General features: G+C 64.8%; 22 protein-coding genes. 12 read left to right on the forward strand and 10 right to left on the reverse strand.

The window, feature by feature from the left end:
• Positions 1 to 73 precede the first annotated feature (73 nt).
• The 3 genes from A1D30_RS08870 to gstA are packed head-to-tail and all read right to left on the reverse strand — an operon-like array spanning position 74 to position 1,301.
• Positions 74 to 457 (reverse strand): nuclear transport factor 2 family protein, encoded by a 384-nt coding sequence (locus tag A1D30_RS08870; RefSeq protein ID WP_063460375.1) that lies wholly within the window; start codon positions 455 to 457, stop codon positions 74 to 76.
• Entirely contained in the window at positions 454 to 672 is a 219-nt protein-coding gene (locus A1D30_RS08875) for a 4-oxalocrotonate tautomerase family protein (RefSeq protein ID WP_063460376.1), read from the reverse strand. The genes A1D30_RS08870 and A1D30_RS08875 overlap by 4 nt, the downstream gene beginning before the upstream one ends.
• Positions 673 to 683: 11 nt before the next feature.
• On the reverse strand, positions 684 to 1,301 hold the full coding sequence (gene gstA, locus A1D30_RS08880) for a glutathione transferase GstA (RefSeq protein WP_242421828.1): 618 nt from the start codon (positions 1,299 to 1,301) through the stop codon (positions 684 to 686).
• 106 nt (positions 1,302 to 1,407) lie between these two features.
• On the opposite strand from gstA, the gene A1D30_RS08885 reads away from it, so the two are divergent.
• Positions 1,408 to 2,319 carry a LysR family transcriptional regulator gene (locus A1D30_RS08885; RefSeq protein ID WP_063460377.1) on the forward strand — a complete coding sequence of 304 codons (912 nt, stop codon included), beginning with the start codon at positions 1,408 to 1,410 and terminating at the stop codon, positions 2,317 to 2,319.
• Positions 2,320 to 2,427: 108 nt separating this feature from the next.
• Here A1D30_RS08885 and icd read toward each other — a convergent pair whose 3' ends face one another.
• A complete protein-coding gene (icd, locus tag A1D30_RS08890; protein ID WP_063460378.1) occupies positions 2,428 to 3,687 on the reverse strand; it encodes an NADP-dependent isocitrate dehydrogenase in 1,260 nt (419 codons plus the stop codon).
• 226 nt (positions 3,688 to 3,913) lie between these two features.
• On the opposite strand from icd, the gene A1D30_RS08895 reads away from it, so the two are divergent.
• Both A1D30_RS08895 and A1D30_RS08900 read left to right on the forward strand, forming a co-directional pair.
• Positions 3,914 to 4,117 (forward strand): hypothetical protein, encoded by a 204-nt coding sequence (locus A1D30_RS08895; RefSeq protein ID WP_063460379.1) that lies wholly within the window; start codon positions 3,914 to 3,916, stop codon positions 4,115 to 4,117.
• A gap of 199 nt (positions 4,118 to 4,316) precedes the next feature.
• Positions 4,317 to 4,859 (forward strand): DUF192 domain-containing protein, encoded by a 543-nt coding sequence (locus A1D30_RS08900; RefSeq protein WP_109790911.1) that lies wholly within the window; start codon positions 4,317 to 4,319, stop codon positions 4,857 to 4,859.
• 174 nt (positions 4,860 to 5,033) lie between these two features.
• On the opposite strand, the gene A1D30_RS08905 is transcribed toward A1D30_RS08900, so the two are convergent.
• On the reverse strand, positions 5,034 to 5,615 hold the full coding sequence (locus A1D30_RS08905) for a Fe-Mn family superoxide dismutase (protein ID WP_063460381.1): 582 nt from the start codon (positions 5,613 to 5,615) through the stop codon (positions 5,034 to 5,036).
• Positions 5,616 to 5,796: 181 nt separating this feature from the next.
• Positions 5,797 to 7,125, reverse strand: coding sequence for an exodeoxyribonuclease VII large subunit (xseA, locus tag A1D30_RS08910; protein ID WP_063460382.1), 1,329 nt, complete (start codon positions 7,123 to 7,125; stop codon positions 5,797 to 5,799).
• A 353-nt stretch (positions 7,126 to 7,478) separates the two neighbouring features.
• Here xseA and A1D30_RS08915 point away from each other — a divergent pair, with 353 nt between their 5' ends.
• The 6 genes from A1D30_RS08915 (at position 7,479) to adk (ending at position 11,621) form a co-directional block, all read left to right on the forward strand.
• Positions 7,479 to 8,126, forward strand: coding sequence for a MotA/TolQ/ExbB proton channel family protein (locus tag A1D30_RS08915; protein WP_063460383.1), 648 nt, complete (start codon positions 7,479 to 7,481; stop codon positions 8,124 to 8,126).
• A 17-nt stretch (positions 8,127 to 8,143) separates the two neighbouring features.
• Entirely contained in the window at positions 8,144 to 8,590 is a 447-nt protein-coding gene (locus A1D30_RS08920) for a biopolymer transporter ExbD (protein ID WP_063460384.1), read from the forward strand.
• Positions 8,591 to 8,595: 5 nt separating this feature from the next.
• Positions 8,596 to 9,708, forward strand: coding sequence for a tetraacyldisaccharide 4'-kinase (gene lpxK / locus A1D30_RS08925; protein ID WP_082836369.1), 1,113 nt, complete (start codon positions 8,596 to 8,598; stop codon positions 9,706 to 9,708).
• A gap of 48 nt (positions 9,709 to 9,756) precedes the next feature.
• Entirely contained in the window at positions 9,757 to 9,939 is a 183-nt protein-coding gene (locus A1D30_RS08930; RefSeq protein WP_056165650.1) for a Trm112 family protein, read from the forward strand.
• Positions 9,936 to 10,754, forward strand: coding sequence for a 3-deoxy-manno-octulosonate cytidylyltransferase (gene kdsB, locus A1D30_RS08935; RefSeq protein ID WP_082836370.1), 819 nt, complete (start codon positions 9,936 to 9,938; stop codon positions 10,752 to 10,754). Before A1D30_RS08930 ends, kdsB begins: the two co-directional genes overlap by 4 nt.
• Positions 10,755 to 10,964: 210 nt before the next feature.
• Positions 10,965 to 11,621: an adenylate kinase gene (adk, locus tag A1D30_RS08940; RefSeq protein WP_063460385.1), complete on the forward strand. Its 657-nt coding sequence runs from the start codon at positions 10,965 to 10,967 to the stop codon at positions 11,619 to 11,621.
• A gap of 181 nt (positions 11,622 to 11,802) precedes the next feature.
• Here adk and A1D30_RS08945 read toward each other — a convergent pair whose 3' ends face one another.
• From A1D30_RS08945 to A1D30_RS08955, 3 genes are read right to left on the reverse strand one after another with little or no spacing between them, the layout of a single operon-like run.
• Positions 11,803 to 12,273, reverse strand: a complete 471-nt coding sequence (locus A1D30_RS08945) for a DUF6152 family protein (protein WP_063460386.1) — start codon at positions 12,271 to 12,273, stop codon at positions 11,803 to 11,805.
• A gap of 35 nt (positions 12,274 to 12,308) precedes the next feature.
• Complete coding sequence (locus A1D30_RS08950) at positions 12,309 to 12,728, reverse strand: hypothetical protein (protein WP_063460387.1); 420 nt, start codon at positions 12,726 to 12,728, stop codon at positions 12,309 to 12,311.
• A 26-nt stretch (positions 12,729 to 12,754) separates the two neighbouring features.
• A complete protein-coding gene (locus A1D30_RS08955) occupies positions 12,755 to 13,708 on the reverse strand; it encodes an asparaginase (protein ID WP_063460388.1) in 954 nt (317 codons plus the stop codon).
• A gap of 89 nt (positions 13,709 to 13,797) precedes the next feature.
• Here A1D30_RS08955 and lexA point away from each other — a divergent pair, with 89 nt between their 5' ends.
• From lexA to A1D30_RS08970, 3 genes are all read left to right on the forward strand, one after another.
• The gene (lexA, locus tag A1D30_RS08960; protein WP_063460389.1) at positions 13,798 to 14,484 is read left to right on the forward strand and encodes a transcriptional repressor LexA; all 687 of its coding nucleotides are present in this window, start codon (positions 13,798 to 13,800) and stop codon (positions 14,482 to 14,484) included.
• Positions 14,485 to 14,730: 246 nt separating this feature from the next.
• Positions 14,731 to 15,186, forward strand: a complete 456-nt coding sequence (locus A1D30_RS25475; protein ID WP_131798436.1) for a hypothetical protein — start codon at positions 14,731 to 14,733, stop codon at positions 15,184 to 15,186.
• Between the two features lie 260 nt (positions 15,187 to 15,446).
• A complete protein-coding gene (locus tag A1D30_RS08970) occupies positions 15,447 to 16,454 on the forward strand; it encodes a D-2-hydroxyacid dehydrogenase family protein (protein ID WP_063460391.1) in 1,008 nt (335 codons plus the stop codon).
• 116 nt (positions 16,455 to 16,570) lie between these two features.
• On the opposite strand, the gene A1D30_RS08975 is transcribed toward A1D30_RS08970, so the two are convergent.
• On the reverse strand, positions 16,571 to 17,698 hold the full coding sequence (locus tag A1D30_RS08975) for a branched-chain amino acid ABC transporter substrate-binding protein (protein ID WP_063460392.1): 1,128 nt from the start codon (positions 17,696 to 17,698) through the stop codon (positions 16,571 to 16,573).
• Positions 17,699 to 17,775: the final 77 nt, after the last annotated feature.

The following is a 17,775-nucleotide window of genomic DNA, read 5'->3' on the forward strand; positions in this document are numbered from 1 at the left end:
AAAAAAGCCCCTGAAGCGGCAAGGGCTTCAGAGACTTTTTCTGTGGACCCAGAACGCCCACGGCGCCGGGCGATCAACCCCGGATGTCGTAGTGAAAGACCTTGGAGACGATCTGCCAACGCCCATCCAGCCAAAGCAAGGTGAGCAGGTCGATGAAGTGTTTCGGCGCGATGGAGCACTGCAGCCTGGCCAGCGCCGTCACGGGGCCCACCAGTTCGATGGAGAGCACGCGGTCGGTGCGCGGCTGGCCGCTCGCGGCCGGTGCCGGGCGGGCGTCCACCACCGGGAAGTACTCGTGCATGCGCCAGAAGATGGGTTGATCACCCACCGCCGTGGCGTACAGGGCCTGCGGGTGGAACACCTGGGCCAGGCGCGCTGTGTCGCTGTGGTACAGGCCGTCCAGGTACAGCTCCAGCACCGCGTGGATGGCGGCAAAGTCGGCGGCGGTGCTGGTCATTGCGCACCCCCTTGTCTGGCGCGCTCGCGCAGCACGGTCACGGTTTCACCCGCAATGCCCCAATGGTCGGTGTCCACCTCTTCGATCACGACAAAGGTGGTGGCCGGGTTCTTGCCCAGCACCTGCACCACCAGGTCGGTCGCGCCACGGATCAGCTGGGCCTTTTGTTCACGCGATGCACCTTCGCGGGTGATCTGGATGTTGATGTAGGGCATGGCTCGCTTCCTCAGCCCACCAGGCCTTCGGCTTGCATCGCGGCCCGGACCTCGGGGCGGGCCGCCACGCGCGCCATGAAGCTGCCGATGTGCTGCAGCTCGACCAGATCGATCTGTACGAACTTGGCCCAGCCGAGCACCACAAACAGATAGGCATCGGCGGCAGTGAAATCGTCGCCCGTGAGGTAGCTTTTGCCCGCCAGCTGCCCGTCGAGCCAGACCAGCTTTTTGTAGAGCACCGCAGCCAGCGCCTTCTTGGCGGTGGCATCTACATCGCTGTGGAACAGCGGCGTGAAGGACTTGTGCAGCTCGGCCGTCACGTAGTTTTGCCATTCCATGACGCGGTAGCGCTCCAGGCTGCCCGCTGGCGGCATCAGGGTGTGGGCACCCGCGCGGTCGGCCACGTACTGGGCGACCACCGGGCCTTCGGTGATTCGCGTCCCGTCCGGGAGTTCGATCACCGGCACCTGGCCTTTCGGGCTGATGGCATAGAAGTCGCCGCCGCTGGTGGTGTGTTTGCTGGTATCGACCTTCTCCAGCGTGAAGGGTGTGCCGGTTTCGCGCAGAAGGATGTGCGTGGCCAGCGAGCATGCGCCGGGGGCGTAGTAGAGCTTGATAGAGGTCTGCATCGGGGGACTCCTTATGTCCTGGGTTGGTGATGCAGTGACTCTATTTGCGATGTTATTGACAATAAAGCAGACTACTTTCAAATCACTAATTACACATAAATCACCAATGAACCGGCAATTCGACAACCTACGCCTGGGCAGCATCGAGTTGTTCTGCCTCACGGCACAGCACCAGGGGTTCACCGCAGCGGCCAAGGCCACGGGGCTCACGGCGGCGGCTGTGAGCCGGTCGGTGGCGCGGCTGGAAGAGCGCCTGGGCGTGCGCCTGCTCATGCGCACCACGCGCCAGGTGCGCCTCACGGAGGTCGGGCAGCGCTATTACGACCAGTGCCGCAACGCGCTCACCCAGCTCAGCGAGGCCGAGCGCGAGGCATCGGGCCAGCAGCTCAAGCCTGCCGGCCTGGTGCGCGTGAGCCTGCCCACTTCGTACGGCCACCACCGCGTGTTGCCGCTGCTGCCCGCCTTCAGCCAAAAGTACCCCGACATCGAGATCGAGCTGCAGCTGTCCAACCGCAACGTGGACTTCACCGAGGAAGGTTTTGACCTCGCCATCCGGGGCCGCACGCCGCCCGATTCGAGCCTGGTGGCCCGCAAGCTGGAGGACGCGGGCCTGGTGGTGGTCGCGGCGCCCGCCTACCTCCAGCGCCACCGCGCACCGCAGATGCCCGAGGAGCTGGAGCAGCATGAATGTGTGCAGTTTGTGCTGCCCAGCAGCGGGCAGGTGGTGCCCTGGCTGCTGGTGCGCGACGGCCAGGCCGTCGATTGGCCCACACAAGGCAAGCTGCGCTGCGCCGACGACATCCTGGGCCAGGTCACACTGGCCCGCGCGGGCGCCGGGCTGGTGCAGACCTACCGCTTTCTGGTCGAGGACGATCTGCGCAGCGGCCAGCTGGTCGAGGTGCTGGCCGCACACGCAGGCGCCTCGCGGCCGTTCTCGCTGATCTACCCCGGCAACCGGCACATGCCCCTGCGGGTGCGGGTTCTGATTGACTACCTGGTGCGTGCGCTGGGGCGTTAAGAGGTTCAGGCGCTGAGGCAGCACCAAGCAAAAAAACCCTGGTCCGATCAACGCACCAGGGTTCTTTTTTGCGGCGTTCCGAGCCGCCCCGAAGCCAGGGAGCCTCGATTACATGTGGTCAATCATGACCTGCCCAAAGCCCGAGCAGCTGACCTGCGTGGCGCCGTCCATCAGGCGCGCAAAGTCATAGGTCACCTTCTTGGAGGCAATCGACTTCTCCAGCGAGCTGATGATCAGGTTGGCGGCGGCGGTCCAGCCCATGTGGCGCAGCATCATCTCGGCCGAGAGGATCTCGGAGCCGGGGTTCACGTAGTCCTTGCCTGCGTACTTGGGCGCCGTGCCGTGGGTGGCTTCAAAGCAGGCCACCGAGTCGGACATGTTGGCGCCGGGCGCAATGCCGATGCCGCCCACCTGGGCTGCGAGCGCGTCGGAGATGTAGTCGCCATTGAGGTTGAGCGTGGCCACCACCGAATATTCGGCGGGGCGCAGCAGGATTTGCTGCAGGAAGGCGTCGGCAATGCTGTCCTTGACGGTGATGTCCTTGCCCGTCTTCGGGTTCTTGAGCTTGCACCAGGGGCCGCCATCGATCAGTTCGGCGCCAAACTCCTTCTGCGCCAGCGCATAGGCCCAGTCGCGGAAGCCGCCTTCGGTGAACTTCATGATGTTGCCCTTGTGCACGATGGTCACGCTGGGCTTGTCGTTGTCGATGGCGTACTGGATGGCCTTGCGCACCAGGCGCTCGGTGCCCTCGCGCGAGACGGGCTTGACGCCCAGGCCCGAGGTGTTGGGGAAGCGGATCTTCTTCACGCCCATCTCGTCCTGCAGGAACTTGATGAGCTTCTTGGCCTTGTCGGACTCGGCTTCAAATTCGATGCCAGCGTAGATGTCTTCCGAGTTCTCGCGGAAGATCACCATATTGGTCTTTTCAGGCTCCTTCAGCGGCGAGGGCACGCCCTTGAAGTACTGCACGGGGCGCAGGCAGACGTACAGGTCCAGCTCCTGGCGCAGCGCCACGTTGAGCGAGCGGATGCCGCCCCCCACGGGCGTGGTGAGCGGCCCCTTGATCGAGACCACGTACTCGCGCAGCACTGCCAGGGTTTCTTCGGGCAGCCACACGTCGGGGCCATAGACCTTGGTGGACTTTTCGCCCGCGTACACCTCCATCCAGTGGATCTTTTTCTTGCCGCCATAGGCCTTGGCCACAGCGGCATTCACCACCTTGATCATCACAGGCGTGATGTCGAGGCCCGTGCCGTCGCCTTCGATGAAGGGGATGATGGGCTCGTCCGGCACGTTCAGCGACATGTCGGCGTTGACGGTGATTTTCTGGCCTGCGGCAGGCACCACGATGTGCTGGTAGGTGGTCATGGGTGGGGAGTCTCCGGTATGCGCCGAATGGAATTCGGTCGATGAAGGGGAAAAGCAAGAAAAGGGAGCACCGCCAACGGCGCGGCGGTGTGGTTTCAAACCATTCTAATGACAAAATTTTTCATCCAAGACCCTGTCAACGCGCTGGGCGCTGCTATCGTTGCGAGTGGAGCCGTGCGGTTCTCGTACGGCCCTTCAACCTTCGTTCACACTGGAATCGGCATATATGAAAAAACTCCTCGCTGTCCTCGTGGCCGGTCTGTTCACCGCTGGTGCTTTTGCACAGGCACCTGCAGCCGCCCCCACCACCACCGCCCCCGCTGCGGCCCCCATGACGGCCCAGTCCGCCGCCCCCGCCACCAAGAAGGTTGCCAAGAAAAAGGCCACCAAAAAGGTCGCCAAGAAGAAAGCCACCCACAAGGCCGCCTGAAGCAGTCTGGCAAGGTCAGGCACCCCCATCACAGGGGCCTCTGACCTTCACTGATTCAAAATCGCCCGCACCAGCGGGCGTTTTCTTTGGTGCCGCGACCCGGCACACAGCGCCAGAACTTTCTGCGCGCTGAGCAGTCCGTCCCTGGCGCAGCCCGTTGTTGTCCGCCATGTTCCTTGTTGAATTGAAAGTTCCGCCCATGACCGCCTCACGCGCCACCCCTGCCCCCTCGTTGGATGCCTTGCACACTGCCACGGGCATTCTTCAGCGCCTTGCCCGACGCACTGCGGGGTTCTGGAGTGCTGTGTGCGTGGCATGTTCGCTGGCGGTCCCCGCTGGTGTCGCAACCGCCCAGGAGGGCCCCCAGCTGAACCTGCAGCGCGTAGAGCTGACCGCTGGCATGCACCGCATTGACGCCCAGGTGGCCGCCGCCCCGCAGGAGCGCCAGACCGGGCTCATGCACCGCAAGGACATGCCCCAGCACGAGGGCATGCTGTTTGTGTTTGAACAACCCGCGCAGCAATGCTTCTGGATGAAAAACACGCTGCTGCCGCTCACGGCGGCGTTTGTGGATGACGACGGCACCATCGTGAACCTGGCGGACATGAAGCCCCAGACGCTGGACTCGCACTGCTCGGCCAAGCCGGTGCGTTATGTGCTGGAGATGAACCAGGGCTGGTTTGCCAAGAAGAACATCAAGGCGGGCGCCAAACTGACCGGGGCGCCCTTCAGCCGCAAATGATGCCGGGGCTGCGCCCGCCGCCCGCACTCACTCCCATTTCGATAGCAAACATCGCTTGATGGACGCGCGCAAGCAGCCGAAAAAGCTTTGAAGAACCCACAAAAAAACGGCCCCCGGGCCGTTTTTTTGTGGCGACAGCCACCAGGGCGAACCCCGGCGGCCATGCGCTGGGCATCAGGCGAAGTTGGCTTCGGCAAACTTCCAGTTAACCAGCTTGTCGAGGAAGGTCTCGACAAACTTGGGGCGCATGTTGCGGTAGTCGATGTAGTAGGCGTGTTCCCACACGTCCACCGTCAGCAGGGCCTTGTCGGCGGTGGTCAGGGGCGTGCCGGCGGCGCCGGTGTTGACGATGTCCACGCTGCCGTCGGCCTTCTTCACCAGCCAGGTCCAGCCCGAACCGAAGTTGCCCACGGCAGACTTCACAAAGGCTTCCTTGAAAGCGGCGTAGCTGCCCCACTTGGCGTTGATGGCAGCAGCCAGTGCGCCCGAAGGCTCACCGCCACCCTGGGGGGCCATGCAGTTCCAGAAGAAGGTGTGGTTCCAGATTTGCGCGGCGTTGTTGTAGATGCCGCCGCTCGACTTCTTGACGATCTCTTCGAGCGTCAGGGATTCGAACTCGGTGCCCTTTTGCAGGTTGTTGAGGTTCACCACGTAGGCGTTGTGGTGCTTGCCGTGGTGGAATTCCAGCGTTTCCTGGCTGTAGTGCGGGGCCAGAGCGTCGATGGCGTAGGGCAGCGGGGGAAGGGTGTGTTCCATGGTGGTATTTCCTCGTGGTTTGAAATTCTGGGATGCCGCCTGCAACGCGGGCTTTCCTGAGCAATGCAGTCGGACACAGCGCGAGGGGGCATTGTAGGAACATCAGGTGACCTGTGCAGGCTCAGGGAGACCCCATCGCACACAAGGGGCCCGAAAAAACCGATAGCCCCTCAGAACCTGTTCACAACAGGCGTGGTTGTGCGGCCACCGTCACATCCACCACACCGTCGGCCAGCGTAGCGCGCAGGGCATCGCCCGGGTGGGCCTGCTGCACGCTGGTCACGGCCCGGCCCCCGGTGTCGGTCAGCAGCGCATAGCCGCGCTGCAGCACCAGGCGCGGGTCGAGCAGATCCAGGCGCAGGGCGGCGCGATCCAGCCGCTGGGTGTGTTGTGCCACGCAGCGCTGCATTTTTTGAGGCAAATTGGCCTCCATCGCCTGTTGGGACTGGCTAAGCCGCTGCAGTTTCAGGAGCACGCCATGGCGCATGCGCTGGGCCAGCCGGGCCAGCTGCAGCTGCTCACGCGCCACCAGGCCCGAGGGGCGGCCCAGGCGCGCGGCGGCCTGGTCCAGCCGCTGGTGGCGTGCGTCGAGCTGGCGCTCCACGCCATCGGCCAGGCGACCGGCCAACAGACCCAAGGCGCCCAGCCACACCTCGCGCGGCTGGGCCACCAGCTCGGCCGCCGCCGTGGGCGTGGGCGCGCGCAGGTCGGCGCAGAAGTCGGCAATGGTGAAGTCGGTCTCATGCCCCACCCCGCTGATCAGGGGCACCGGGCTTTGCACGATGGTGCGGGCCAGTTGCTCGTCGTTGAAGGCCCAGAGGTCTTCGATGGAGCCGCCACCGCGCACGAGCAGGATCACATCCACCGGCGGGTTTTGGGCCAAATCGGCCCCTTGGGCGCGCCCCGCTTGCGCAAGCAGATACATTTTTGATAGCGCCGCCACCAGCGACGCCGGGGCGGCTGCCCCTTGCACCAGCGCAGGCACCAGCACCACGGGGATGTGTGGCACGCGGCGGCGCAGCGCCGTGACCACGTCGTGCAGCGCCGCCGCACCGGGCGAGGTCACGAGGCCAATGGCGCGCGGCAGCAGCGGCAGCGGGCGCTTGCGGGCGGTGTCAAACAAGCCTTCGGCATCCAGCTGGGCCTTCAGGCGCAGGAACTGCTCGAACAGCGCGCCCTGCCCGGCCCGCTGCATGCTCTCGACGATGAACTGCAGGTCACCGCGCGCCTCGTACACCCCCAGGCGCCCGCGCACTTCCACCAATTCGCCATCGCGCGGCGAAAAGTCAAGCAGGCTGGCGGCACGGCGAAACATGGCGCAGCGCAGCTGGCCGTTGGCATCCTTGATCGAAAAATAGCAATGCCCGCTGGATGCGCGCGAGAAGCCCGTTATCTCGCCGCGCACGGCCACAGGATTGAAGCGCGCCTCCAGCGCATCAGCAATGGCGCGGCACAGCGCGCCAACTTCCCACACACGCGGCGCCACGCCTGGGTTTGTGCGCTCAAACATGAGAAACGGCGGGCGTTTGCGCAGGGCTCACCGCGCAAGTACTCCACAGAAACCAGCCCGCACCAGAGCACACTGGGTCACAACCAAAAACCGCCCGCAAAACACCAGCGCACGTACAAGTCATTGATTTATAAAGATTTTTCATTGCGCAATTTTTCATCAATCTGTTGCAAGCACGGTGTGGAGCCACTTTGCGAGGCCTGGAACAGGGGTTGCCCACAAAGTTATCCACAGATTTTGTGGGTGAGCAGGAACGGGGGCCGTGTGCACGGCAACGTAACGGTTTGTGACGTCAAGAGCCCCCGCAAGCTGGGCCATAATCGCCGATTGCTTTCATCTGCGCGGAGAGAGATTTGCTGTCCATCATACAAGCCGCAGGCTGGCCCATCTGGCCCCTGATTGCGTGTTCCGTCCTGGGAATGGCGCTGATTTTCGAACGTTTCGTGGCCCTCAAGACGGCCCGCGTCGCCCCCCCGAAATTGCTGGATGAAGCGATCACCGTGTCGTCCAAGGCCTTGCCCACCCCCGATGTGGTGAACCAGCTGGCGCAGAACTCGGCCCTGGGTGAAGTGCTGGCCAGCGGCCTGCGCACCCTCAACAGCAACCCCCAGTGCAGTGAAACCGACCTGCGCGCCGCCATGGAAGGCACCGGCCGCGCCGTGGCGCACCGGCTGGAAAAGTACCTCTCGGCGCTGGCCACCATCGCCTCGGCAGCGCCCCTGCTGGGCCTGCTGGGCACCGTCATCGGCATGATCGAGATCTTTGGCTCGCAAGCAGGCGGCGGCGGTGTAGGCCAGGCCATGGGCGGCGGCAACCCCGCCCAGTTGGCGCATGGCATCTCGATCGCGCTCTACAACACCGCCTTTGGCCTCATCGTGGCCATCCCGGCGCTGATCTTCTGGCGCTACTTCCGCGCCCGCGTGGATGCGTACCTGCTTACCCTGGAGCTGGCTTCGGAACAATTCGTGCGCCACATCCTGCGCTTGCGCAAAGCCAAGTAAAGCCGACCTCAAGCCCCATGAACTTCCGCCCCCGCGCCAAGGAAGAGCCGGAGATCAACCTGATCCCGTTCATCGACGTGCTGCTGGTGATCCTCATCTTTCTGATGCTGACCACCACCTACAGCAAGTTCACCGAGCTGCAACTCACCCTGCCCGTGGCCGACGCCGAGCAGCAGCGCGACCACCCCAAGGAAATCATCGTGGCCGTGGCGGCCGATGGCCGTTATGCTGTCAACAAGACGGGCGTAGACGGCAAGGGCGTGGATTCCATCGCCCAGGCCCTGCGTGCTGCGGCCACGGCCGGCCCCGGCAGCGTGGTCATTATCAGCGCCGACGCCATGGCGCCGCACCAGTCCGTGGTCACGGTGATGGAGGCCGCGCGCCGCGTGGGTCTCACGCAGATCACGTTTGCCACGCAGTCGTCGTCCGCGTCCGCACGCGCGACCAACGCGGCCAGCCGCTGACGGGCATGGGCGCCCCCGGGCCACAGCCGCCCCCGGCAACGCCCTCCCCCGCCCGCCCGCCCACCGGGCGCGCCACCGCCGAACAAGGCCTGCAAAAAATCTGGCAAACCCGGGGCCTGGCCGCCTGGGCCCTGTCGCCCGTTGCGCTGCTGTATGGCGCGCTGGTGGTAGTGCGCCGCCTGCTTTACCGCACCGGCCTGCTGCACTCTGAACACCCCGGCCGCCCCGTGATCGTGGTCGGCAATGTGATTGCCGGGGGCGCTGGCAAGACGCCGGTGGTCATTGCGCTGGCGAAACATCTGCAGGCACAGGGCCTGCAGGTGGGTGTCATTTCGCGCGGCTATGGCCGCAGCACCCAGGATTGCCGCGCGGTGCTGCCCGAAAGCCCGGCCAGTGAAGTGGGCGACGAGCCCGCGCTGATCGCGCGCAGCTTTGCGGGAACTGCCTCCCTGCCCGTGTTTGTGGCGCCGCGCCGCATCACCGCCGCACGGGCACTGCTGGCCGCCCACCCCGGCACCGATGTGATCGTCTGCGACGATGGCCTGCAGCACCTGGCGCTGCGGCGCGATATGGAAATCTGCATCTTCAACGACCAGGGCGTGGGCAATGGCTGGCTGCTGCCCGCCGGGCCGTTGCGCGAACCCTGGCCGCGCCGGGTGGACTTTGTGCTGCATGCGGGTGACAAGCCCCCCGGTGGAACCTCAGCCCCGTCATTTGGCCTGCAGCGCCGCCTAGCCCCTTGGGCGGTGCGGTCAGACGGCAGCCAGGTACCGTTGGCCCAGCTGAGGGGCCAAGCTCTGCACGCCTTGGCAGCCGTGGCGCGGCCCGGCGACTTCTTTGCCATGCTGCGGTCTGAAGGCCTGACCTTGGCGCACACCGAAGCCCTGTCGGATCACTATGATTTCAATAGCTGGAAGCGACCACTGGATGCGCGGAAGCCCGTGATTTGCACCGAAAAAGACGCCGTCAAACTGTGGGCCCTGCACCCCGAGGCGCTGGCCGTGCCTTTGGCCGTGCAGATCGACCCCCGCTTTTTTGCTGCGCTGGATACGAAGCTGTCAGCACTGCTGGCCCAGGCCGCAGCACACAGGCCGCCGCTATCATCCCCCCCTGCCTGAATGGGCCTTGCCCCACCCCCCTGAATCTTCCAGGAAAGCCCCGCCCCCATGGACCCCAAACTGCTTGAACTGCTGGTCTGCCCCGTCACCAAAGGCCCCCTGACCTATGACCGCGAGGCGCAGGAACTCGTCTCGCGCAGCGCACGGCTGGCCTACCCGGTGCGTGACGGCATTCCGGTGTTGCTGGAAAACGAAGCCCGCACGCTGACCGATGAGGAACTGGAGCGGTGAGCGCCACCGCCGCCCCGGCAGCGACCAGCCCCTTCACGGTGCTGATCCCGGCGCGCATGGCCTCAAGCCGCCTGCCGGACAAACCCCTGGCCGACATCGCCGGGTTGCCCATGGTGGTGCGCGTGGCCCAGCGCGCTGCGCAAAGCGCCGCCACCCGCGTGGTGGTGGCTGCCGACGATGCCCGCATCCTGCAGGCCTGCCAGGCCCACGGCGTGCAGGCCATCATGACCCGGCCCGACCACGCCAGCGGCAGCGACCGGCTGGCCGAAGCCTGCACCCAGCTGGGTCTGGCGGGCGACGACATCGTCGTCAACGTGCAGGGCGACGAACCTTTGATGGACCCGGCGCTCATCAACGCCGTGGCAAGCCTGTTGCCTGCGCGGCCCGAAGCCAGCATGGGCACGGCAGCCCATGCGATTGCCTCGCTGGCCGACGTGGCCAACCCCAATGTGGTGAAGGTGGTGCTCGACGCGCAGGGCCTGGCGCATTACTTCAGCCGCGCGCCCATCCCGTTTGCGCGCGACCATGTGGGCACTGCGTGGTGGCAAGGCGCCGCGCAGGCGGCGGCCCCGGGTGTTGCGGCACTGGCGGGCTTTGCGCCGCTGCGGCACATCGGCATCTACAGCTACCGCGCCGGTTTTCTGCGGCAGTTTCCGCAACTGGCCCCGGCACCGACCGAGGCCGTGGAGGCGCTGGAACAACTGCGCGCCCTCTGGCATGGCCACCGCATCGCCGTGCACATCGCAGACACGGCCCCGGGCCCGGGCGTGGACACCCCCGAAGACCTGGAGCGGGTGCGCGCACTGCTTGGCTGAGGGCCCGGCCCACCCTGTGCTGCACTGTGGTGGTGCAGCCCGGGGAGACTGCCGCCCATCTAGTCGCCGATGTAAGTCAGCGCAAGGTGGTCACATGCTATCCTCGACCGCAACGAGAGCACCGCATCCCGGGCGCACAGAACGGCTACAGGCGCCCTTCGCGCGTCCCCGCCAGCGGCGCCAACTGATTTCTAACCTTCGAGGACTTCCATGAGACTGATTCTGTTGGGCGCGCCTGGCGCCGGAAAGGGCACGCAAGCCACGTTCATCTGCCAGAAGTACGGCATCCCGCAAATCTCCACCGGCGACATGCTGCGCGCCGCCGTCAAGGCCGGCACCCCGCTGGGCCTGCAGGCCAAGGCCGTGATGGATTCGGGCGCCCTGGTCAGTGACGACATCATCATCGGTCTGGTCAAGGAACGCATCACGCAGCCCGACTGCGCCAAGGGCTTCCTGTTCGACGGTTTCCCCCGCACCATCCCCCAGGCCGACGCGATGAAGGCCGCAGGCGTCAAGCTCGACTACGTGCTCGAAATCGACGTGCCCTTCGACGCCATCATCGAACGCATGAGCGGCCGCCGCTCGCACCCCGCCAGCGGCCGCACTTACCACGTCAAGTTCAACCCGCCCAAGGTGGAAGGCAAGGATGACGTGACGGGCGAAGAGCTGATCCAGCGCGAGGACGACAAGGAAGAAACCGTCAAGAAGCGCCTGCAGGTCTACAGCGACCAGACGCGCCCCCTGGTGGACTACTACGGCAACTGGGCCAAGGCCGAGCCCGATGCCGCCCCCAAGTACCGCGCCATCAGCGGCACGGGCAGCGTGGACGAGATCACAGCCCGCGCGCTGCAGGCCCTGGCCAGCTGAGACCAGAAAATAATGCGGTCACTAATGCGGCGGCCCCGGCCACGCTGATCGCTACGAACCGGCGACGCCCTGCACAGGGGCGTCGCTTTTTTTATGGCGCCACCATGCCCGTGCGCCGACGCTGCCCGGCGGCATCAGCTCCGCCGCAGCGCCCCATATCACTCAGGTGTTGACCCACGCATCATGCGGGGCTGGACCGCAGGCCGTAGGCCTTGCCATCGACATACAGGTACTCCGCGCGCAACACCGGGTCGCCCTTTTCTTCGCGCAAGGTGAACCCCACCACCGACACCTGGGCGCCCGGCCGGATCTCCTGCACCTGCCACGCCTGCATGCGCGTGAGGGGCGCCAGCTCGACCTCCCAGAGCCGGTCCTTGCGGGTGGGCAACACGGCCTTGGCCAGCAGCGCCCGGCCATCCACCGGCGCCGTCTGCGCAGGCACGGGGCGCTGGGCCAGGTCGGCAGGCAGCTTCAGGCCAGCGGCAAGCTCCAGCGAGAGTTCCGCATGGGGGTTTTGCCAGCGCACCTTGCGCACGGTGCCTTCCAGGTAAATGGGGCGGTCCGGGTCAAAACTGCTCCAGCCATGGTGCGCCTGCGCCCCCAGGGGCCAGGCAGTGGCGGCGACAAGCAGGTGGCGTCGTTGCAGGCTCATACAGACTCCTGAAGCAAAGAGGAACCGGACAGGTTTTACAGATAGGCGATCCAGCGGCCACACACCACCACGGCCAGCCAGACCAGCGTGGATGCCAGCATTTGCGCGCGGGCCAGGGCATCGAGCCGCGTGAGCGAACCGCGCCCATGAAACCATGCGGCATTGCACCCGGCAAGCATCAACAACAGCATCTTCAAGGTGAATGCCCGGTTGCTGAGCAGCTCGGCAGGCTGCGTGGCAAACATCAGCAGGCCCGAGGCGGCGGCCAGTGCGAAACCGCACAGCGCCAGCGACAGGCTCAGCCGGGCCAGGTCCTTCACCGGCAGCGCCGTGCCCCGGCCAAACACCCGCAGCTCCAGCAACACCAGGTTGCCCAGCAGCAACGCGATGCCCACGATGTGCACCACCTCCAACGCCGGATAGGCCCAGGCATGTGTCTTGAGTGCTGCGAACATATCTGTAAATAAGGCAGCCAGCCCCGTCAGTGCGCCTGCAGCAGGTCAAGCAGCAAGGCCACCCGCGCCTTCACCGGAGACAACCCCCGGGAATCCGGCAACACATCGCCGGGCTTGGGCAGCACCTGCCCTTCGGCGCACCGGGTGGCCCGCACCACGCGCACACCGGCCTGCTGCGCCCGCAGCAAGGCGGCATCCAGCGCATGGTGAATGGTTCCGTTGCCAGTGCAGGCCACCACCAACCCCCGCACACCGGCGTGCACCAGCGCATCCACGGTCTGGGCCCGCGCCCCTGCGTGGCTCAGCACCACCTCCACCCAAGGCCATTCGGCGGATTCAATTCCTGTTTTGATAGCAGTAAAGGCACGTCCAACAGGCGGAAGAGGCCAATTTTGCACAAAGCGCACCCGCCCCTCTTCCACCCAGCCCAGGGGGCCGGCATCGCCCGAATTGAAAGCATGCACCCGGTACGGGTGGACCTTCTGCACGTTCCGGGCGGCATGCAGTTCCCCGGCCGCCACGGCCACCACCCCGGTGGCACCGGGGGCCAGCACCACGGCCACGGCGTCCAGCAGGTTCTGCGGGCCATCGGGCGTCAGCGCCGTCGCGGGGCGCATGGCGCAGGTCAGCACCACTGGCTTGGTGGTGTCCAGCACCTCGTGCAGAAACCAGGCGGTTTCTTCCAGCGTGTCGGTGCCGTGGGTAATCACCAGGCCCCGCACGTCCGGGTCCGCCAGGTGGTGCGCGCAGCGCTGGGCCAGCGCCCGCCAGACGCCGTCGTCCATGTCCTTGCTGTCCACCTGGGCCACCTGCTCGACCACCAGCGTGCCGCCCGCCAGCGCCTGCAGGCCCGGCACGGCGGCCAGCAATTGTTCTACCCCCACCTGGGCTGCGGTGTAGCCAATGTTGTCCCCCGCCTGCGCCGAGGTACCCGCGATGGTGCCTCCGGTGCCCAAAACCACAATTTTTTGCCCACTCACTTGCGTACTCCGAAAAACTGGTGAAAAATACAGTTACTGGATTAAAAAACAGTTGTTCGCCACTGTAACCGCCGCCACCGGAAACCACCATGCTCGACAACCCCAAACTCACCGCCCGCCAGCAGCAGATTCTGGATCTCATCCAGACCGCCATTGCACGCACTGGCGCGCCCCCGACCCGCGCAGAAATCGCGGCCGAGCTGGGATTCAAATCAGCCAACGCCGCCGAAGAACACCTGCAGGCCCTGGCCCGCAAAGGGGTGATCGAGCTGGTCAGCGGCACATCGCGTGGCATCCGCCTGCGGGGTGACACGGTCCGCTCCATCAATGCGGCCCGTAGCCTCCAGCTGGGCAGCCAGTTCAGCCTGCCGATTCCAGGCCTGTCGCAGCTGGTGCTGCCCCTGGTGGGGCGCGTGGCGGCAGGATCACCCATTCTCGCGCAGGAACATGTGGACCAGACCTACAGTGTGGAAAACAGCCTCTTCCAGCACAAGCCCGACTACCTGCTCAAGGTGCGCGGCATGTCCATGCGCGACGCTGGCATCATGGACGGCGACCTGCTCGCCGTGCAGTCCACCCGCGAGGCCCGCAACGGGCAGATCATCGTGGCGCGGCTGGGTGACGATGTCACCGTCAAGCGCCTGCGCCGCACCGCCACCGCCATCGAGCTCTTGCCCGAAAACCCCGACTACCCGGTGATCGTGGTCCAGCCCGGTGAACCCTTCGAAATCGAAGGCCTGGCTGTGGGGCTCATCCGCAACACCATGCTGATGTAGGCCACTCCGTTTGGGTCGCACTGCGGGTGGCGGGCGTTTGGTGGGCTGGCTACAGCACACCAGCCCTGCAGTGCAGACCCCATGCCATGTCACCCGTCGTACCAGTGCGGCGACGTTGTCTGTCTTGTGATGCCAGTTTCTTGCACCACAGGCACCCGCACGTCCGCCATGGCCCGGCAAACTGCATGGCATGAAATCACTTTGCAATCCTGCCTGTGTTCAACCCCCGACCTTCGGAGTTTTCACATGCGACTTGCCTTGTTCACCCTGACCGCCTTGCAAAATCCGCTGCGCGGCCTGAAGCGCCTGCTGGTACACCCTGCACGCGCAGAGACCGCAGCAGATGCCAACGCAACAGCAGCGGGCCGCCCGCGCCCGCCAACCCCGCAGCATGGCCCACGGCCACTGCGTGGCAACTGGCCTTTCACGGTCAGGCCTCCGCTGCGCCCCTCCGAGCCACCCACCCGGCAGCCTGCACCAGCGGGCAGGTCATTTCTGCCCATGGCCAACCCCATGGGCAGCCACCGCCACGCATTTTTATCAGCGCTGCCCACAGATTCGCATGCCAGCAGCCTGCGGTCGCCCAAGGTCCTGCGGCGGGTGTCCGACTCTGGCACCGGCCGCCTGGTGATTGCGGGCCGCATGGCCGATGTGTGCGCCGAGCTGGACCGCATGGTGGCCTCCGAAGCCATGCGGGCCTGAAGACTGTCGGGAGTTTTTTCGAAGATCGCATGGCAGTCCCACGGTGATGGATGTGCATGCTTTGGAGATGGCGCGCAAGCTTGGATGCCGTCAGAGAGCAAAGACACCAGCGCCTCAAACCCATCGGCCCAATTTCACGCCCCCTCGGCGGAATGCCCAGCCGCGCAACACCAACACTCCGTCACCAAAAGCCGGGGATTTTGGTACGCCAAGCGGCCACTTGGCGCGGTACGCAATCTCTGCCAAGGCACAATGTCGGGATGAACATAGTGATCCTCGACGATTACCAGGATGCAGTGCGCAAACTGCATTGCGCCACCCGGCTCGACGCGTACACCGCCAAGGTTTACACCAACACCATCAAGGGACTGGGCCAGCTCTCTGTGCGGCTCAAGGATGCCGACATCATCGTGCTGGTGAGGGAACGCACCCAGATCACCCGCCAGCTCGTCGAGAAGCTGCCTCGGCTCAAGCTCATTGCACAAACGGGCAAGATCGGCAGCCACATTGACGTGGCCGCCTGCACCGAGCGCGGTATTGCCGTTGCCGAAGGCGTGGGCTCCCCGGTGGCCCCCGCCGAGCTCACCTGGGCGCTGGTCATGGCCTCCATGCGCAGGCTGCCCCAGTACATCTCCAACCTCAAGCATGGTGCCTGGCAACAGTCCGGCTTGAAGACCGCGTCCATGCCCGCCAATTTTGGGCTGGGCAACGTGCTGCGCGGCAAAACACTCGGCATCTGGGGCTATGGGCGCATCGGGCAACTGGTGGCCGGCTATGGCCGGGCGTTTGGAATGAATGTGCGCGTCTGGGGCCGCGAGGGCTCGCGTGCGCAGGCATTGACGGATGGCTACCAGGCGGCCACGACGCGCGAGGAGTTCTTCTCGCAGTGCGACGTGATCTCGCTGCACCTGCGCCTCAACGATGAGACCCGAGGCCTCATTTCGCTCGAAGACCTGTCGTGCATGAAGCCCACCTCCCTGCTGGTCAACACCTCGCGCGCAGAACTCATTGAACCCGACGCGCTGATTGCCGCCCTGAACCGGGGGCGCCCCGGCATGGCTGCTGTCGATGTGTTCGAGAGCGAGCCCATTCTGCAAGGCCACGCCTTGCTCCGGCTGGAAAACTGCATCTGCACGCCACACATCGGGTATGTCGAACAGGACAGCTACGAGCTGTACTTTGGCGCGGCCTTTGACAACGTGGTGAATTTCATCAAGGGCACACCGACCAACATCGTGAACCCAGGTTCATTGCAAGTGCGGCGGTAAGGCGCACGCCCACTACAACCCTGGGAGGTTCACGCCCAAAAACAAAAAGGCTTCCCGAGGGAAGCCTTTTTGTTTTTTGCAAGGCACCTGAGCACCCTGCAAATGAAGACTCTCTATTACAGAGGGGTCTTCTTGCCGTCCTTGTAGACGTACAGCGTGATCGCGGGATTCTTCATTTCACCGTTGGGCTCGAAGGCGATCGTGGAGGTCACACCCTTGAAGCTGGACTTGGCCAGCTCAGGCGTGTAGACCTTGGGGTCCACGGAGTTGGCGCGCTTCATGGCGTCCACGATCAGGAACGTAGCGTCGTAGGTGTAGGGGCTGTACACCTGGAACTGGTTGGGGTACTTGGCGTCGTACTTGGCCTTCCAGGCCGTGCCGCCAGGCATCTTGGCCAGCGAAGAACCGCCTTCGGCGCAGATCACGTTGCCCAGAGTCTTGGCACCAGCGGCCAGCTTGGCGATTTCAGAGGTGCAGATGCCGTCGCCACCGAAGTACTTGACATTGCCCATGCCCAGCTGTTCCATCTGGCGCAGCATTGGGCCGCCTTGGGGGTCCATGCCGCCGTAGAAGATCGCGTCGGGGTTCTTGGCCTTGATGGCGGTCAGGATCGCCATGAAGTCGGTGGCCTTGTCGGTCGTGAACTGCTCGTCCACCACCTTCATGCCCTTGGCAGTGGCCGTCTTCTTGAACACGTCTGCCACGCCTTGGCCGTAAGCGGTACGGTCGTCGATGATGGCAACGGTCTTGAGCTTCAGCGTATCCACAGCGTAGAACGCCAGGCCAGCGCCCAGGGCGTTGTCGTTGGCGATGATGCGGAAGGTGGTCTTGTAGCCGGGCTTGGTCAGGTTGGGGTTGGTGGCAGCGCCGGTGACGTGGGGAATGCCGCAGTCGTTGTAGACCTTGGAAGCGGGGATGGTGGTACCGGAGTTGAGGTGACCCACCACGCCAGCAACCTTGGCATCGCACAGCTTCTGTGCAGCAGCGGTGCCCTGCTTTGGATCTGCAGCGTCGTCTTCAGCGACCAGCTCGAACTTGATCTTCTTGCCACCGATGGTGACACCTTGAGCGTTCAACTCTTCAATGGCCATGCGGGCGCCATTTTCGTTGTCCTTGCCGTAGTGGGCTTGGGCGCCGGAAACCGGAGCCACGTGGCCGATCTTGACCACCTGCTCTTGTGCAGAGGCCACACCAGCTGCAGCTGCGATAGCAGCAACCACGGTCAGTTTCAACTTCAATTGCATATCAATCTCCAGTAAAGATAAACGCTGAGAATCTTCTTGTGTCTCAACGCAGGCGAACATATCGCAATTTACGGGCC

The sequence above is a fragment of the Acidovorax sp. GW101-3H11 genome (assembly GCF_001633105.1).
Classification (GTDB): domain Bacteria; phylum Pseudomonadota; class Gammaproteobacteria; order Burkholderiales; family Burkholderiaceae_C; genus Acidovorax.

Coding starts and splice junctions, on each gene's coding strand:
- A1D30_RS08870 (WP_063460375.1), bottom strand. CDS start 457: ATGACCAGCACCGCCGCCGACTTTGCCGCCATCCACGCGGTGCTGGAG.
- A1D30_RS08875 (WP_063460376.1), bottom strand. CDS start 672: ATGCCCTACATCAACATCCAGATCACCCGCGAAGGTGCATCGCGTGAA.
- gstA (WP_242421828.1), bottom strand. CDS start 1,301: ATGCAGACCTCTATCAAGCTCTACTACGCCCCCGGCGCATGCTCGCTG.
- A1D30_RS08885 (WP_063460377.1), top strand. CDS start 1,408: ATGAACCGGCAATTCGACAACCTACGCCTGGGCAGCATCGAGTTGTTC.
- icd (WP_063460378.1), bottom strand. CDS start 3,687: ATGACCACCTACCAGCACATCGTGGTGCCTGCCGCAGGCCAGAAAATC.
- A1D30_RS08895 (WP_063460379.1), top strand. CDS start 3,914: ATGAAAAAACTCCTCGCTGTCCTCGTGGCCGGTCTGTTCACCGCTGGT.
- A1D30_RS08900 (WP_109790911.1), top strand. CDS start 4,317: ATGACCGCCTCACGCGCCACCCCTGCCCCCTCGTTGGATGCCTTGCAC.
- A1D30_RS08905 (WP_063460381.1), bottom strand. CDS start 5,615: ATGGAACACACCCTTCCCCCGCTGCCCTACGCCATCGACGCTCTGGCC.
- xseA (WP_063460382.1), bottom strand. CDS start 7,125: ATGTTTGAGCGCACAAACCCAGGCGTGGCGCCGCGTGTGTGGGAAGTT.
- A1D30_RS08920 (WP_063460384.1), top strand. CDS start 8,144: ATGAACTTCCGCCCCCGCGCCAAGGAAGAGCCGGAGATCAACCTGATC.
- lpxK (WP_082836369.1), top strand. CDS start 8,596: ATGGGCGCCCCCGGGCCACAGCCGCCCCCGGCAACGCCCTCCCCCGCC.
- A1D30_RS08930 (WP_056165650.1), top strand. CDS start 9,757: ATGGACCCCAAACTGCTTGAACTGCTGGTCTGCCCCGTCACCAAAGGC.
- adk (WP_063460385.1), top strand. CDS start 10,965: ATGAGACTGATTCTGTTGGGCGCGCCTGGCGCCGGAAAGGGCACGCAA.
- A1D30_RS08945 (WP_063460386.1), bottom strand. CDS start 12,273: ATGAGCCTGCAACGACGCCACCTGCTTGTCGCCGCCACTGCCTGGCCC.
- A1D30_RS08950 (WP_063460387.1), bottom strand. CDS start 12,728: ATGTTCGCAGCACTCAAGACACATGCCTGGGCCTATCCGGCGTTGGAG.
- lexA (WP_063460389.1), top strand. CDS start 13,798: ATGCTCGACAACCCCAAACTCACCGCCCGCCAGCAGCAGATTCTGGAT.
- A1D30_RS25475 (WP_131798436.1), top strand. CDS start 14,731: ATGCGACTTGCCTTGTTCACCCTGACCGCCTTGCAAAATCCGCTGCGC.
- A1D30_RS08970 (WP_063460391.1), top strand. CDS start 15,447: ATGAACATAGTGATCCTCGACGATTACCAGGATGCAGTGCGCAAACTG.
- A1D30_RS08975 (WP_063460392.1), bottom strand. CDS start 17,698: ATGCAATTGAAGTTGAAACTGACCGTGGTTGCTGCTATCGCAGCTGCA.